We start from the raw sequence: 13,695 nt of genomic DNA, 5'->3' as shown, positions 1-13,695 counted from the left end.
AAAAAACGCCCGGGAGATTCCCGGGCGTTTCCGTGTCGCGATGCGAGCAGTTCACTACGCGTTCCGCTGTGTGAACCCCTACGCCGCCTTGGCGGCGTGCTCGGCGGCGTGTTTTTCCTGGGCGCGTCTGCGCCACGTCGATCCTATCATCAGCACGATCGCGATGCCGATCAGGCCGCACACCACCTCTGCACCATGACCGCCATTGGCGAAGTGCAAGCCGATCGGGCCGAAAACGCGGTCGAGCGAAACGCCGACCGGGCCATCGGAAAGCGTACGCAAATAGGGAACGACGGCAGGATCGGTGGCCATGACCTCGCCGGCGACCCAGCCGAGCAGGCCTGCACCGGCCCACACCAGAGCGGGCATGCGCGTCAGCAGCGCCATGATCAGCGCCGCACCGGCAACGATCAGGGGAACGCTGATCGCAAGGCCGATCACCAGCAGCGGAATGCTGCCATTGGCGGCGGCCGCAACCGCAATCACGTTGTCGAGGCTCATCACGATATCGGCGATCGCCACGATCCGCACGGCGGCCCACAGATGCGCCGCCGCGTGAACGTCGCCCTCGCCTTCATGTTCGGGCACGAGCAGCTTGGCCGCGATGTAGAGCAGCGCCAGGCCGCCGACCAGCTTGAGGAACGGCAGCGCCATCAGCGACACGACGATGCCGGTGAAGATGATGCGCAGCCCAACGGCGACGCCGGCGCCGAGGATCATGCCCCAGAACCGCTGGCGCGGCGGCAGCCCGCGGCACGCCATCGCGATGACGAGCGCATTGTCGCCCGACAGCAGGATGTTGATCCACATGATCTTGCCGAGCGCGACCCAGAAGGCGGGCTGCTGCATCTCGGCCTGGAACTGCGTGAAGAAGGTCGAGATCGTCGCCGGATCGAAAATTTGCAGCACCCAGTTCACAGCATTTCCCCCCGGCGCGTGGCCGTCCTTGGACGGCGCTCGCGCGCCGCGCGTTTTGAATTAGCCGACGATTTCGTTGCCGGAGAAGAACTGCGCGATTTCGATCGCGGCCGTTTCCGTCGCGTCCGAACCATGCACCGAGTTCTCGCCGATCGACTTGGCGTGAACCTTGCGGATCGTGCCCTCGGCCGCCTTCGATGGATCGGTCGCGCCCATCACGTCGCGATACTTCAGCACCGCGCCCTCGCCCTGCAACACCTGCACCACCACCGGGCCCGACGTCATGAAGTCGACCAGTTCGCCGAAGAACGGACGCGCCTTGTGGACCGCGTAGAAGGTTTCGGCCTGTTCGCGCGTCATGCGAATGCGCTTCTGGGCCACGATCCGAAGACCCGCCTTCTCGATCAACGCGTTGACGGCGCCAGTGAGATTGCGCTCGGTCGCGTCGGGTTTGATGATCGAGAAAGTGCGTTCCATCGCCATGATTACGTCCTTACAAAACGCTGATTGAGAGTTGGGGGCTTATATCGGCGCAGTCCTGCGACGGCAAGCGACCAAGCCGCGTTTTTGACGCGATTTCGCTGGTCAGCCCCTGCCGCCCCGGATCGTCATCCGGGCCGGGCCTTCGGCCGAAAGCGCTTCGAGCCCTTTACTGCAGCCATTTCACGCCGGCCCGAGGGCGTTCAGCACGTTAGCCTTTCAGGCAATCGGGCGTTGTGGACCGATCCGAAGCGAGCTCGCGGATGGCGCCATCCGCGCCGAACCCTCGATCACGCTTCGCAATCGGACGATCGTGTTTCGCAATCGATCGCTTGGCATTGCCGCGGCTTCTCCGAAATTGGCCGAGCCCTCTTCGTCGGCCTCGCTATTGCCCCCGTCGATGCAGGGAACCGGCGGACAGCGTTTCCCCGGCTCGCTTCTGATGCGCGCATACGAGCTCTGCAACCCCGAAACAAATTGCAGTCTCATGACTTTATCCTGCAGCAACTTGCTCAGATTTACTCAAAAGCGATGCTGGAACTCGCCATGGATAGCCAAATCAATCCCGTTTTCGAGCAGATCGATCACCGGACTTCGCGATCGATCTGCGATGCCGTCGGCGAACGGTTGCAGCAGTATATGCGTCCGGAAACCGAACTCTCGCCCCGCTTGCAGCAATTGATCAATGAGCTCCGCCGGCGTGAGAACGAGATGCGTTAACCTGTATCGGGAGCCTTTGGAGCGCCTAAGCCTTGGGAGCGCCCATTCGCCAGATAAATCGGTTGCGTTTGGCGGCGGGTCCGGTGACAAGGCCGCATGCTTTCAATCACCGACATCTCGATCCGGATCGCCGGACGGCTTTTGATCGACGACAGCTCCGTGCAAATCGTGCCCGGCGCGCGCGTCGGCTTCGTCGGCCGCAACGGCGTCGGGAAATCGACGCTGTTTCACGCGATTCGCGGTGATCTTCCGACCGAATCCGGCAGCATCTCGATACCTCCGCGCTGGCGCATCGGCAGCCTTGCTCAGGAAGCCCCCGACGGGCCGGAAAGCCTCATCAACGTCGTGCTGAAGGCCGACCTGGAACGCGACGCATTGTTGCAGGAAGCTGAGACCGCCGACGATCCGCACCGGATCGCCGAGATCCAGACCCGGCTGGTCGATATCGATGCGCATTCGGCACCCGCCCGGGCTGCTGCGATCCTCTCGGGCCTCGGCTTCTCGACCGCGGATCAGGCCCGCCCCTGTTCGGAATTCTCCGGCGGCTGGCGCATGCGCGTCGCACTCGCCGCGACGCTGTTCGCGGCGCCCGATTTGCTGCTGCTCGACGAGCCCACCAACTATCTCGACCTCGAAGGCACGCTCTGGCTGGAAGACCATCTGGCAAATTATCCGCGCACGGTGATCGTGATCAGCCATGATCGCGATCTCCTGGACACGTCGGTCGACCAGATCCTGCATCTCGATCGCGGCAAGCTGACGCTCTACAAGGGCACCTATTCGTCGTTCGAGGAGCAGCGCGCCACGCGCGAGATGCTCGACGCCAAGCATGCCAAGCGGCAGATGGACGAGCGCAAGCGGCTGCAGGCCTTCGTCGACCGTTTCAAGGCGAAAGCATCCAAGGCGCGCCAGGCCCAGTCGCGCGTGAAAATGCTGGAGCGGATGAAGCCGGTCACGGCGCTGGTGACGCAGGACGTGCGCGAGATTTCATTCCCGACGCCTGAAAAGATGCTGTCGCCGCCGATCATCGCGGTCGATGACGTCTCGGTCGGCTATGATCCCAAAAAGCCCGTGCTCAACCGCGTCACGCTGCGGATCGACACCGAGGACCGCATCGCACTCCTGGGATCGAACGGCAACGGCAAATCGACACTTGTAAAACTGCTGGCGAACAAGCTGCCGCCATTCTCGGGGCGGATCACGCGCGCGGAAAAACTGTCGGTCGGCTATTTCGCGCAGCATCAGGTCGACGAACTCAACCTCGATGGCTCGCCCTACGACCATGTCCGCAAGCTGATGCCCGAGACGCCCGAGAGCAAGGTGCGGGCGCGGGTCGGCGCCATCGGATTTTCCGGCAAGGCCGGCGACACCCTGGTGAAAAGCCTGTCGGGCGGCGAAAAGGCGCGGCTGCTGCTCGGCCTCGCGACGTTCTACGGCCCCAACATGGTCATCCTGGACGAGCCGACCAACCATCTGGACATCGACAGCCGCGCCGCCCTCGCCGAAGCGATCAATGAATTTCCCGGCGCCGTCATCATGGTCTCGCATGACCGCTATCTGATCGAAGCCTGCGCCGATCAATTGTGGGTGGTCGCCAACCAGACCGTGACGACGTATGACGGCGATCTCGACGAGTACCGCAAAATGGTGCTGTCGATCCGCGACGTCAGACCCGCTTCGCGCGACCGTGGCAATGAGCGTGCGAAGGAAAACGCAAAGCCCGAACGCTCTCGAGGCGAAAAGCGCACGCCGCTGCGGCAAAAAATCGCCGAGGCCGAGGCCGAGATCGCGCGCATCAACGGCATCATCGCCAAGATCGACACCGCGCTGGCGCTGCCGGACCTGTTCACGCGCGATCCGAAGCAGGCCGCCCAGCTCAGCAAGGCCCGCGCCGGTGCCGCAAGCGCACTACAGCGCGCGGAAGAAAACTGGCTGGAAGCAAGTTCGCAATATGACGAGGCGACGGGCTGAAAGCGATCTTGGGCAAACCGCCCCCGTACCTGCGGAGCCGAGAATGGCGCAGAACATCTACGACAATCCCGAGTTTTTTGCCGGTTACGGCAAGTTGCGCCGCTCAGTGCACGGGCTCGACGGCGCTCCGGAATGGCCCGCGATACGCGCGCTGCTTCCGAATCTCAACGGCAAGCGGATCGTCGATCTCGGCTGCGGCTTCGGCTGGTTCGCCCGGTGGGCAAAGATGCATGGCGCAGCGCATATCCTCGCGCTGGATATTTCCGAGAACATGATTGCTCGAGCCACCGCCGATACAAGCGATCCGGACATCGAATATGCGATCGCTGACCTCGATCATCTCGATCTACCCGAAGCCTCTTTCGATCTGGCTTATAGTTCGCTTGCGTTTCACTACGTGCAGGATTTCGAAAGACTGGTTCGGACGGTGCATCGCTCGCTCACGTCAGGCGCGCACCTCGTCTTCACGATCGAGCATCCAATCTACATGGCGCCGACCCGTCCGGGCTGGTCGGTTGATGGTGATGGCCGCAGGACGTGGCCGGTCAATCAATATTCCGTCGAGGGTCCCCGAAGGACAGATTGGCTCGCGAAAGACGTGCTGAAATATCACCGGACGATCGGAACAACGCTAAACATCCTGATCGGTGCCAACTTCACTATCCGACATGTTCAGGAGTGGAGTCCCGCAGACGATGAGGTTGCCAGCAACCCTGATCTGGCTGAAGAACTGGAGCGGCCGATGATGTTGTTGGTGGTCGCTCAACGCTGAGCGGATGCCACCTCCCCGAGCGGGTTGATGATCCGAACTTCCACCATTCCGGCTTACGTCGCCGCCGGCTTTCGCTTCGGCTTGGCGCCCCTCGGCTGTTGCACCGGCTCGGGCCCGCGCTCGATCGACGACAGACGTCCAGCGGTGAAGGTGTAGATGCCGGCGCGCTGGCCGCGCGAATAGGTGACGATCGCAACGCGATCGCCGCGGGGATTATTCGAGAAGTTGACGCTGTCGGGCGCGCCGATGCCGCGCACCACATCGCATTCGGTATGGCCAAGCGCGACGCTACCGGTCGTCGAGGGCGGCGTACCAGCCTGCGCATTGGCGTCGGCAGCGCCTGATGGCGGCGCCATTCCCGGACAGGCGCCGTCGGCGGAGACGAGCTCTTCTGCCGTGACCGGCTTGTCCGGCGTCAGCGGCGGCGTCTCGATCGAAATGCTCTTGATGAAAACGCGGCCGGGACGCGAGAACCAATCGGCATCCTTCGAAAGCAGGTCAGGCGCGCTGCTGCAGCCCGCGATCACGGGACCGAGCAGAAGCAACGCCACCAATGGCTTTCGATTGAACGTTCCGTCTCGCACGCTGGACCCAGGCTCCCCCGCCCTTGATATGTAACTACTTGTCCCAACATCACTTTGCGGCACGACCATGGCTACCCACAAGTCTGCCGGAAGAAACTTCAAATTATCATTAATTGTCTTATATCGCTATTGCCGGCGCTGCCAGCGGCCCCTCTCGTCGGCCTGCCAATAGGTCACCTCGAAGCCGCGGGCCTTGCAATCGGTCCAGACGCCACGCGCCGCGGTCAGCGCGTCGGCATCGTCGCCGTTGAACACCAGCACCAGGCGCTCGTAGCTGTCGGAATCCGCAGGGAGTGCGGCATTGTCGATCAGGAACCTGACATTGGCGCGATTCGGATTGCCCTCCTCAGTCGAAAGGATGATGGGCTGATCCGGCGCATCTGCGGCGCGCCAGGTGGCGTGCGGCAGGAACGAATCGTCGCTGTAGGTCCACAGATGCGCATCGAGCGCATCGGTGCGTTCCTGCGAGGTCGATTGCACGACCACGCGCCAGCCCCGCTCCAGCGACTTTTCCAACAGCGGCGGCAGGACGCTTTCGAGCGACATGTTCTGCAAATGGTAGAACAGGACTTCCGTCATGCAGGTTTCTGCTCTTCCGCTAATATTGCGCTGCTATTTCTTGGCTTCGTAATATTCCGAGACCAGCCGGTCGAGCAATCGCACGCCGTAGCCGGAGCCCCAACTTTGATTGATGTCGGTTTTCGGCGCGCCCATCGCGGTTCCCGCGATGTCGAGATGCGCCCACGGCGTATCGTCGACGAAACGCTGCAGGAACTGGGCGGCGGTGATCGAGCCGCCGTACCGTGCACCGGCATTCTTCATGTCGGCAAATTGCGAATCCATCAGCTTGTCGTATTCCGGACCGAGCGGCAGTCGCCAGACTTTCTCGCCAGTGTCGAGGCCGACCTTGCTCAGCCGTTCCGATAACTCGTCATTGTTGGAGAACAGGCCGGCATGTTCGGTGCCGAGCGCGACCATGATCGCGCCGGTCAGCGTGGCCAGATCGACCATGAATTTCGGCTTGAACTTCTTGTTGACGTGCCAGAGCACGTCGGCCAGCACGAGCCGGCCTTCGGCATCGGTGTTGATGATTTCGATGGTCTGCCCCGACATCGAGGTCACGATGTCGCCGGGACGCTGGGCGTTGCCGTCAGGCATGTTCTCGACGAGGCCGATGGCGCCGACCACGTTGATCCTGGCCTTGCGCGCCGCCAGCGCATGCATCAGGCCGACGACGCAGGCGGCTCCCCCCATGTCGCCTTTCATGTCTTCCATGCTGGCGGCGCCCTTGATGGAAATGCCGCCGGTGTCGAAGCAAACGCCCTTGCCGATGAAGGCAACCGGCTGCTCGCCCTTCTTGCCGCCGTTCCAGCGCATGATCACGGTGCGGCTGGGCCGGGTCGAGCCCTGGCCGACGCCGAGCAGCGCACCCATGCCGAGCCTGGTCATCGCCTTGACGTCGAGCACCTCGACATTGACGCCGACCTTCTTGAGCTGACTGGCGCGGCGTGCGAACTCGATCGGGAAAAGCACGTTCGGCGGCTCGTTGACGAGCTCGCGCGCGATGATCACGCCGTCGACGACGTGGGATTCCGGCGCGAAGGCTTTTCGCGCAGCATTAACGTCGGCCACTGCAATCGAAACATCTGATCGCAAGGCGCCGTTTTCGTCCTTTTTCTTGGTCTTGTAGCGGTCGAATTTATAGGCGCGCAGCCGGACGCCCGCCGCGATGGCGGCGGCCTGATCGGGCTGCATCGCGCCATCCGGCAGTTCGGCGATGATGGTAACGGCGTCGCTGGCGGCATTGAGCTTGCCGGCGGTGACGCCGCCGAATTTGAGAAAATCCTTCTCCTTCAGCGCCGACGATTTCCCGAGACCGACGACGATCAGCCGCGGCGCCTTGATTCCCTCCGGCGCCAGGATGTCCAGCGCCGCGCCGCTTTTGCCCTTGAACTGGTTGGCCGCCGCCGCCCGCTTGACGGTGTCGGCCGCTGATCCCAGCGCCTTGCGGGTCGCCGCGCCGAACTTCAGCGCATCGTCGCAAAACACCACCAGAATGCCGCGAACCGCCGCGGAAAACGGGATAAAGCCGACCTTGACGGCGTCGGACATAGGCAATTCCTCCAGAATTCAGGGGCTGATTTCGGGACCGGAAGCGGTCCCAAGGATACGCGGAGCGGTATTCAGAATGGTCTCGTCGGTGGCGGTCCCGATCGGCCGGGACCTTGGTTTGCCACACTATGGCCTGTCAGCCGCGGCGCTGCCAAGCGCCTGCGTGGCCGCAAGGCCACAGGGGCCGAATAATTAACCATATCCTAGGGGTGCCACGGCCCGGCCATTTTGTTGACGGATCAAAGGGATGGTAGTGAGAGCGTAGATGGCTGAAAGGCTGGCGGCGCGACCTTGGGGATCCCGGTTTTCGGGATTGGTCGCAAGCCGCTCTTTTGGCACGCTAGGTGGGATCGTGCGGTAAACGATGGGGTCGATCGACAAGTATATCTTCCGCACGACGCTTGCGTCGTTTGCGCTGGTCCTGGTCAGCCTGACGGGCGTGATCTGGATTACGCAGGCGTTGCGCGGCATCGACCTGATGACCAGCCAGGGTCAGACCATCATCACCTTCCTCGGCATCACCAGCCTGGTGATTCCCGCGCTGGTTCTGATCATCGCACCGATCGCGCTGATGATCGCGGTCTCCCACACGCTGAACAAGCTCGCCACCGATTCGGAAATCATCGTGATGAACGCCGCCGGCTTTTCGCCGTTCCGGCTGTTCCGTCCCTTCTTCTACGCCACCTGCGTGGTGGCGCTGATGGTCGCCTTCATCGGCGCCTACCTCGCTCCCGACGGCATGCGCCGGATCAAGCAATGGGACGCCGAGATCACCGCCGACGTGCTGACCAACATCCTGCAGCCCGGTCGTTTCGCCCAGCTCGACCAGAACCTGACGATTCGCATCCGCGAACGCCTGCCGGGCGGCGTGCTCGCCGGCATCTTCGTCGACGATCGCCGCGATCCGAAGGAGCGCGTCACCATCATCGCGGATCACGGCACGGTGCTGAAGAACGAGAATGGCTCGTATCTCGTGCTGGAAGACGGCAACCTCGAGCGATTCGAAGCGGGCAAGCGCGACCCCGCACTGGTGGCGTTCGGGCGCTACGCATTCGACATGTCCAAATTCTCCAATCAGCGCGACACGATACTGGGGATTCGCGAACGCTACCTCTGGGAACTGGCTTCGCCGGATGAAAACGACCCGGTGTTCAAGAAACTGGGCGGGCAATTTTACGCCGAATTGCACGACCGCTTGATGGCGCCGGTGTATCCGTTCGCGTTCGCGGTCCTGACGTTCGCGTTCCTGGGCACGCCGCGCACCACGCGGCAGAGCCGCAATTTTTCGATCGGCGGTTCGATTATCGCGGTGTTCGGCCTGCGCATGGCCGGATTCGCCTGCTCCGTCATGGCGGTGAAGAATCCCACCGCCGCGCTGGTCCAGTATGTGATGCTGTTCGCATCGATCGGCGTCGGCCTGTGGATGATCGTCGGCGGCGTGGTGGTGGAACCGCCGGCCGGCCTGATCGAGGCGATCAACAAATCGAATGCGCGCCTCGCGCGGCTCTTTGGACGGCCGGCCACAGCATGAGCATGTTGACCAATACGCTCGGGCGATACTTCGCCGGCCGCTTCCTGGTCGCGGCAGTGGGCGTGTTTGCGAGCATCTTCGTGCTGCTGGTGCTGGTCGACTACATCGAAATGGTGCGCAAGACCTCGGGGCTGGCGTCGGCGTCGGCGATCACGGTCGCGCAGACTTCGCTGTACCGCGTGCCGCAGCTGCTCGAAAAGCTGATGCCGTTCTGCGTCCTGATCGGCGCGATGACCTGCTACCTTGCGCTGTCGCGGCGGCTCGAACTCGTGGTCGCGCGCGCCGCCGGCGTATCGGCCTGGCAGTTCATCTCGCCGGCGCTGGCCAGCGCGATCATCCTCGGGACCATCGCCACGGTCGCCTACAACCCGATGTCGGCCAACCTGCGCGAACTTTCCAAGCGGATGGAGGCCGAACTGTTCGGCTCGGCACCTGGCGGCGGCATCCAGGACGCGTCCGGATTCTGGCTCAACCAGATCAACAGCGAGGGTCAGACCATCATCAACGCCGCCCGCAGCGAGCGGCAGGGCGTGCGGCTGACCGGTCTCACGGTGTTCCGATTCGATACAGACCTGCAGTTCAAGGAACGAATCGAGGCCCGCGAGGCGTCGCTGGAAGAAGGCCGCTGGGTGTTCAAATCGGTGCGCCGATACTCCCTCGACAAGCCGCCGATCGAGCAGGAAAACCTGTACATCACAACCACCCTGACGCCGGCCCAGATTCGCAACAGTTTCTCGACCCCGGAAACTGTGTCTTTTTGGCAACTCCCCGGCTATATCCGATCTTCGGAGAGCTCGGGATTTGCGACCGCCGGCTACCGTTTGCAGTATCACAAGCTCATCGCACAGCCGTTTTTGCTGGCTGCAATGGTGATGTTGGCGGCGTCGGTCAGCCTTCGCTTCTTCCGGATGGGCGGCGTGCAAAAGATGGTTTTGAGTGGCGTGGGTGCGGGCTTTCTGCTCTACGTTCTGTCGAAAGTAACTGAGGATTTGAGCAAGGCTGAGTTGATGCATCCCATCGCTGCGGCGTGGTTGCCCGTATGCGTGGGCGGCCTCACCGGTTTTTTGGCCTTGCTGTACCAGGAGGACGGGTAGTGGCCGTTGTCGCCGCCCGCCAGTTGAGGTCGCCTGCGTTCAGGCGGTGCAGCCCGCTGCGCCGCTATCGGAACCGCTTGGCCACCGTTAGCGTCCCGATGATCGCCCTGCTCGCCGGCTTTGCCCTCGCAGGCGTGATCGGGCTTGCCTCGACGGCACCCGCCTCCGCGCAAGGCTTCACCTACAATCCGCGGCCGCCCAAAGCGACGCCACGGCCCGTCAACAACAACGGGCAAATGCTCGTGCAGGCCGTCGAGGTCGATTACGACTACAACAACCAGCGTGTGTCGGCGGTCGGCAACGTGCAGATGTTTTACAACGGCACCAGCGTCGAGGCCGACAAGGTCATCTACGACCAGAAGACCAAGCGCCTGCATGCCGAGGGCAACATCCGCCTGACGGACGCCGAAGGCAAAGTCACCTACGCCAACATCATGGATCTGAGCGACGACTACCGTGACGGTTTCGTCGATTCGCTGCGCGTCGACACCGAGGATGCGACGCGGATGGCGGCAACCCGTGCCGACCGGACCAGCGGCAATTATACCGTGTTCGAAAACGGCGTGTATACCGCCTGCGCGCCCTGCAAGGACGATCCGAAGAAGCCGCCTTTGTGGCAGGTCAAGGGTGCGCGCATCATCCACGACCAGACCGAGAAGATGCTGTATTTCGAGAACGCCCAGCTCGAATTCTTCGGTGTGCCGATGGCGTATCTGCCCTATTTTTCGACGCCCGATCCTACCGTGAAGCGCAAGACCGGCTTCCTGATGCCGTTCCTCAGCTCGTACACGCCCTACGGCTACGGCGTGGAAACGCCGTTCTATTGGGCGATTGCGCCGGACTACGACGCGACCTTCAATCCGCGTATCACGACCCGGCAAGGCGTGCTGTTTCAGGGCGAATTCCGCCAGCGCCTGATCAACGGCTCGTATGCGATCCGCGCCTATGGCATCAACCAGCTCGATCGCAGCGCCTTCGCCGGCCAGCCCGGCGACCGCGACCTCCGCGGCGGCGTCGAAACCAAGGGCCAGTTCGCCATCAACGACAAATGGACCTGGGGTTGGGACGGCGTGCTGCTGTCCGACTACTTCTTCATGTCCGACTACCGGCTGGCCCAGTACAGGGATGCGCTGGGATCGTTCCTGAGCCTGCCGACCGAAGCGATCTCGCAGCTCTATCTGACCGGCGTCGGCAATCGCAGCTTCTTCGACGCGCGCACGATTTACTACCTCAGCTTCTCCGGCAGCCAGGAGAAGGTTCCGGTCATCCATCCGGTGATCGACTATTCCAACGTGATCAACAGTCCGATCTTCGGCGGTGAGGTCAGCTACAAGACCAACTTCACCAGCTTGTCGCGCTCGACCGCGGCGTTCGACCCGATCACGACGCTCGCAAACACCACCGGGCTCTGCACCACCGCGTCCGCCGATCCGCTCGCGCGGGTCCCCTCGCAGTGTCTGCTGCGCGGCATCCCCGGCACCTACACAAGGTTCACCGCGGAAGCGCAGTGGCGGCGGTCGTACACCGACCCCTACGGCCAAATCTGGACGCCGTTCGCGATCGCCCGCGTCGACGCGGTCGATGCCTCGATTTCGAATCAGCCGGGCGTCTCGAATTTCCTGCCTGTCGGCGATACCACCGCGCTGCGCGTGATGCCGACCGTCGGCCTCGAATATCGCTATCCCTTCATCAACGTTCAGCCCTGGGGTACCACCACGATCGAGCCGATCGCGCAGGTCATCATCCGCCCCAACGAGACCTTTGCCGGCAGGCTGCCCAACGAAGACGCGCAGAGCATGGTGTTCGACGCCAGCAATTTGTTCGCGGTGGACAAGTTCTCGGGCTACGACCGCATCGAAGGCGGCGGCCGCGCCAATGTCGGCGTGCAGGCGACCACGCAGTTCGACCGCGGCGGCAGCATCAACGTGCTGTTCGGTCAATCCTATCAGCTGTTCGGCATGAACTCGTTCGCGGTCGCCGACCTGACCAATACCGGGGTCGATTCCGGCCTGCAGAACACGCGCTCCGACTATGTCGCCCGCGTTAATTATTCGCCCAACCGGACCTATACGTTCAGCGTGCGCGGGCGCATGGACGAAGCGACGCTCAACCTCAACCGTTTCGAGGCCGAGGGCCGCGCGTCGTTCGACCGCTGGTCGGTCAGCCTGCTGTACGGCAATTATGCGGAGCAGCCGGCCCTTGGGTACCTGACCCGGCGCGAGGGCCTGCTCGGCAGCGCATCGGTCAAGCTGGCGACGAACTGGGTGGTGTCGGGTTCCGCGCGGTGGGATCTTGAAGCCAACAAGCTCAATCAGTACATCATCGGCGCAGGCTATGTGGACGACTGCTTCGTACTCGCTGCCAATTATGTGACGTCCTACACCTATTCCGCCGGCACCACGCCGCCGGTCCTCAGTCACGGGTTCATGCTTCAGATCGGACTGCGGACCATCGCGAATTCGTCCACGTCGGCCACCGGCGCCGGCGGCCTTCAGTAGCGTGGGCGAAGCCTTGTCGAACAGTTCCCGGCGTATTGCGGATCGAATTGGTTGATGCGCCTGACATGAGCATGACGACTATCAAGCCTCGACATCATCGCCTCCGGTCCCGGATCGCAGGCTGCTCGGTTGCGCTCGCCATGCTCACCAGCAGCGGCACTCACCTGCACGCGCAATCGATCGCCTGTATGGTCACTGGCGAGCCCATCACCAATCTCGATATCGAGCAGCGCACCAAGCTGAACTTCCTGACGACCCGCAAGCAGATGCCCCGCCAGGAAGTGATCGACCAGCTGATCGACGAAAAGGTGAAGATCCGGGAAGCCAAGAAATTCGGCGTCGACCCCACGGCGAGCGATGTCGATCAGTCCTACGCCCAGATGGGTTCGCGGATGCGAATCTCGACTGAGCAGCTGACAAAATCACTGGAAAGTCAGGGCATCCGGCCGGAGACCCTGAAGGCGCGCCTGAAGGCCGAGATGGTTTGGACCAGCCTGGTGCGCGGCCGCTACAAGGAGAGCCTCCAGGTCGGCGAAAAGGAAGTCAACGCCGCCGCCCAGGAAGGCGGCGAAGCGACGAAGGTCGAAGCCTTCGAATACAAGATGCAGCCGATCGTGCTGCTGGTGCCGCGGGGCTCCCCGCCGAGCGCGATCGAAGCGCGGAAGAAGGAAGCCGAAGTCCTGCGCGAGCGCGTCCAGAGCTGCGAGGCGGCCAACTCCTATTTCAAGGCGATGCAGAACGGCACGATCCGCGATTCCGTCACGAAAACATCGACCGAGCTTGCTCCCCCGTTGCGTGAGCTGCTCGACAAGACTCCGATCGGCCATCTGACCCCGCCCGAGATCACCAAGCAGGGCGTGGAAATGGTTGCCCTGTGCAGCAGGAAGCCCACCACCGTCGATTCGCCGAAGAAGCGGGAAATCCGCGAAAAGATGTATACCGAGAAGTTCGAGGCGAAGCAGAAAGCCTATCTGGCCGAGATCCGCAAAGCCGCAATGATCGAATGTCGTTGATG

The 13,695-nt window shown here is 62.7% G+C and carries 12 protein-coding genes; 7 read left to right on the top strand and 5 right to left on the bottom strand.

Annotation, left to right across the window (positions count from 1 at the left end):
- Nucleotides 1–78 precede the first annotated feature (78 nt).
- Both JQ574_RS08430 and ndk read right to left on the bottom strand, forming a co-directional pair.
- On the bottom strand, nucleotides 79–918 hold the full coding sequence (locus tag JQ574_RS08430) for a TerC family protein (RefSeq protein ID WP_212208010.1): 840 nt from the start codon (nucleotides 916–918) through the stop codon (nucleotides 79–81).
- 60 nt (nucleotides 919–978) lie between these two features.
- A complete protein-coding gene (gene ndk, locus JQ574_RS08425; protein ID WP_211994617.1) occupies nucleotides 979–1,401 on the bottom strand; it encodes a nucleoside-diphosphate kinase in 423 nt (140 codons plus the stop codon).
- 231 nt (nucleotides 1,402–1,632) lie between these two features.
- On the opposite strand from ndk, the gene JQ574_RS08420 reads away from it, so the two are divergent.
- The 3 genes from JQ574_RS08420 to JQ574_RS08410 all read left to right on the top strand — a co-directional run bounded on the left by JQ574_RS08420 (nucleotide 1,633) and on the right by JQ574_RS08410 (nucleotide 4,861).
- Nucleotides 1,633–2,118 (top strand): hypothetical protein, encoded by a 486-nt coding sequence (locus JQ574_RS08420; RefSeq protein WP_212208044.1) that lies wholly within the window; start codon nucleotides 1,633–1,635, stop codon nucleotides 2,116–2,118.
- 96 nt (nucleotides 2,119–2,214) lie between these two features.
- A complete protein-coding gene (locus tag JQ574_RS08415) occupies nucleotides 2,215–4,089 on the top strand; it encodes an ABC-F family ATP-binding cassette domain-containing protein (RefSeq protein ID WP_212208009.1) in 1,875 nt (624 codons plus the stop codon).
- Nucleotides 4,090–4,132: 43 nt separating this feature from the next.
- Nucleotides 4,133–4,861 (top strand): class I SAM-dependent methyltransferase, encoded by a 729-nt coding sequence (locus JQ574_RS08410; protein WP_212208008.1) that lies wholly within the window; start codon nucleotides 4,133–4,135, stop codon nucleotides 4,859–4,861.
- A gap of 53 nt (nucleotides 4,862–4,914) precedes the next feature.
- Here JQ574_RS08410 and JQ574_RS08405 read toward each other — a convergent pair whose 3' ends face one another.
- The 3 genes from JQ574_RS08405 to JQ574_RS08395 form a co-directional block, all read right to left on the bottom strand.
- The gene (locus JQ574_RS08405; protein ID WP_409363387.1) at nucleotides 4,915–5,406 is read right to left on the bottom strand and encodes a hypothetical protein; all 492 of its coding nucleotides are present in this window, start codon (nucleotides 5,404–5,406) and stop codon (nucleotides 4,915–4,917) included.
- Between the two features lie 165 nt (nucleotides 5,407–5,571).
- A complete protein-coding gene (locus tag JQ574_RS08400) occupies nucleotides 5,572–6,024 on the bottom strand; it encodes a DNA polymerase III subunit chi (RefSeq protein ID WP_212208007.1) in 453 nt (150 codons plus the stop codon).
- 33 nt (nucleotides 6,025–6,057) lie between these two features.
- A complete protein-coding gene (locus JQ574_RS08395) occupies nucleotides 6,058–7,557 on the bottom strand; it encodes a leucyl aminopeptidase (protein WP_212208006.1) in 1,500 nt (499 codons plus the stop codon).
- 364 nt (nucleotides 7,558–7,921) lie between these two features.
- Here JQ574_RS08395 and lptF point away from each other — a divergent pair, with 364 nt between their 5' ends.
- From lptF to JQ574_RS08375, 4 genes are all read left to right on the top strand, one after another.
- On the top strand, nucleotides 7,922–9,088 hold the full coding sequence (gene lptF, locus JQ574_RS08390) for an LPS export ABC transporter permease LptF (protein WP_212208005.1): 1,167 nt from the start codon (nucleotides 7,922–7,924) through the stop codon (nucleotides 9,086–9,088).
- Entirely contained in the window at nucleotides 9,085–10,182 is a 1,098-nt protein-coding gene (gene lptG, locus JQ574_RS08385) for an LPS export ABC transporter permease LptG (RefSeq protein ID WP_212208004.1), read from the top strand. Before lptF ends, lptG begins: the two co-directional genes overlap by 4 nt.
- A 98-nt stretch (nucleotides 10,183–10,280) precedes the next feature.
- Nucleotides 10,281–12,680 carry an LPS-assembly protein LptD gene (locus JQ574_RS08380; protein ID WP_212208040.1) on the top strand — a complete coding sequence of 800 codons (2,400 nt, stop codon included), beginning with the start codon at nucleotides 10,281–10,283 and terminating at the stop codon, nucleotides 12,678–12,680.
- Nucleotides 12,681–12,745: 65 nt separating this feature from the next.
- A complete protein-coding gene (locus tag JQ574_RS08375) occupies nucleotides 12,746–13,693 on the top strand; it encodes a SurA N-terminal domain-containing protein (protein ID WP_409363385.1) in 948 nt (315 codons plus the stop codon).
- The last annotated feature ends 2 nt before the right edge of the window (nucleotides 13,694–13,695 follow it).

The sequence above is a fragment of the Bradyrhizobium sp. AUGA SZCCT0158 genome (genome assembly GCF_018130065.1).
GTDB lineage: Bacteria > Pseudomonadota > Alphaproteobacteria > Rhizobiales > Xanthobacteraceae > Bradyrhizobium.
Note: the sequence above shows the minus strand (reverse complement) of the source record. Positions and strands in the feature narration are given on the sequence as shown.

Excerpts from the sequence above, each read along its gene's own strand:
- ndk (WP_211994617.1), bottom strand. The coding sequence starts at position 1,401 with ATGGCGATGGAACGCACTTTCTCGATCATCAAACCCGACGCGACCGAG.
- JQ574_RS08415 (WP_212208009.1), top strand. The coding sequence starts at position 2,215 with ATGCTTTCAATCACCGACATCTCGATCCGGATCGCCGGACGGCTTTTG.
- JQ574_RS08410 (WP_212208008.1), top strand. The coding sequence starts at position 4,133 with ATGGCGCAGAACATCTACGACAATCCCGAGTTTTTTGCCGGTTACGGC.
- JQ574_RS08400 (WP_212208007.1), bottom strand. The coding sequence starts at position 6,024 with ATGACGGAAGTCCTGTTCTACCATTTGCAGAACATGTCGCTCGAAAGC.
- JQ574_RS08395 (WP_212208006.1), bottom strand. The coding sequence starts at position 7,557 with ATGTCCGACGCCGTCAAGGTCGGCTTTATCCCGTTTTCCGCGGCGGTT.
- lptF (WP_212208005.1), top strand. The coding sequence starts at position 7,922 with ATGGGGTCGATCGACAAGTATATCTTCCGCACGACGCTTGCGTCGTTT.
- lptG (WP_212208004.1), top strand. The coding sequence starts at position 9,085 with ATGAGCATGTTGACCAATACGCTCGGGCGATACTTCGCCGGCCGCTTC.
- JQ574_RS08380 (WP_212208040.1), top strand. The coding sequence starts at position 10,281 with ATGATCGCCCTGCTCGCCGGCTTTGCCCTCGCAGGCGTGATCGGGCTT.
- JQ574_RS08375 (WP_409363385.1), top strand. The coding sequence starts at position 12,746 with ATGAGCATGACGACTATCAAGCCTCGACATCATCGCCTCCGGTCCCGG.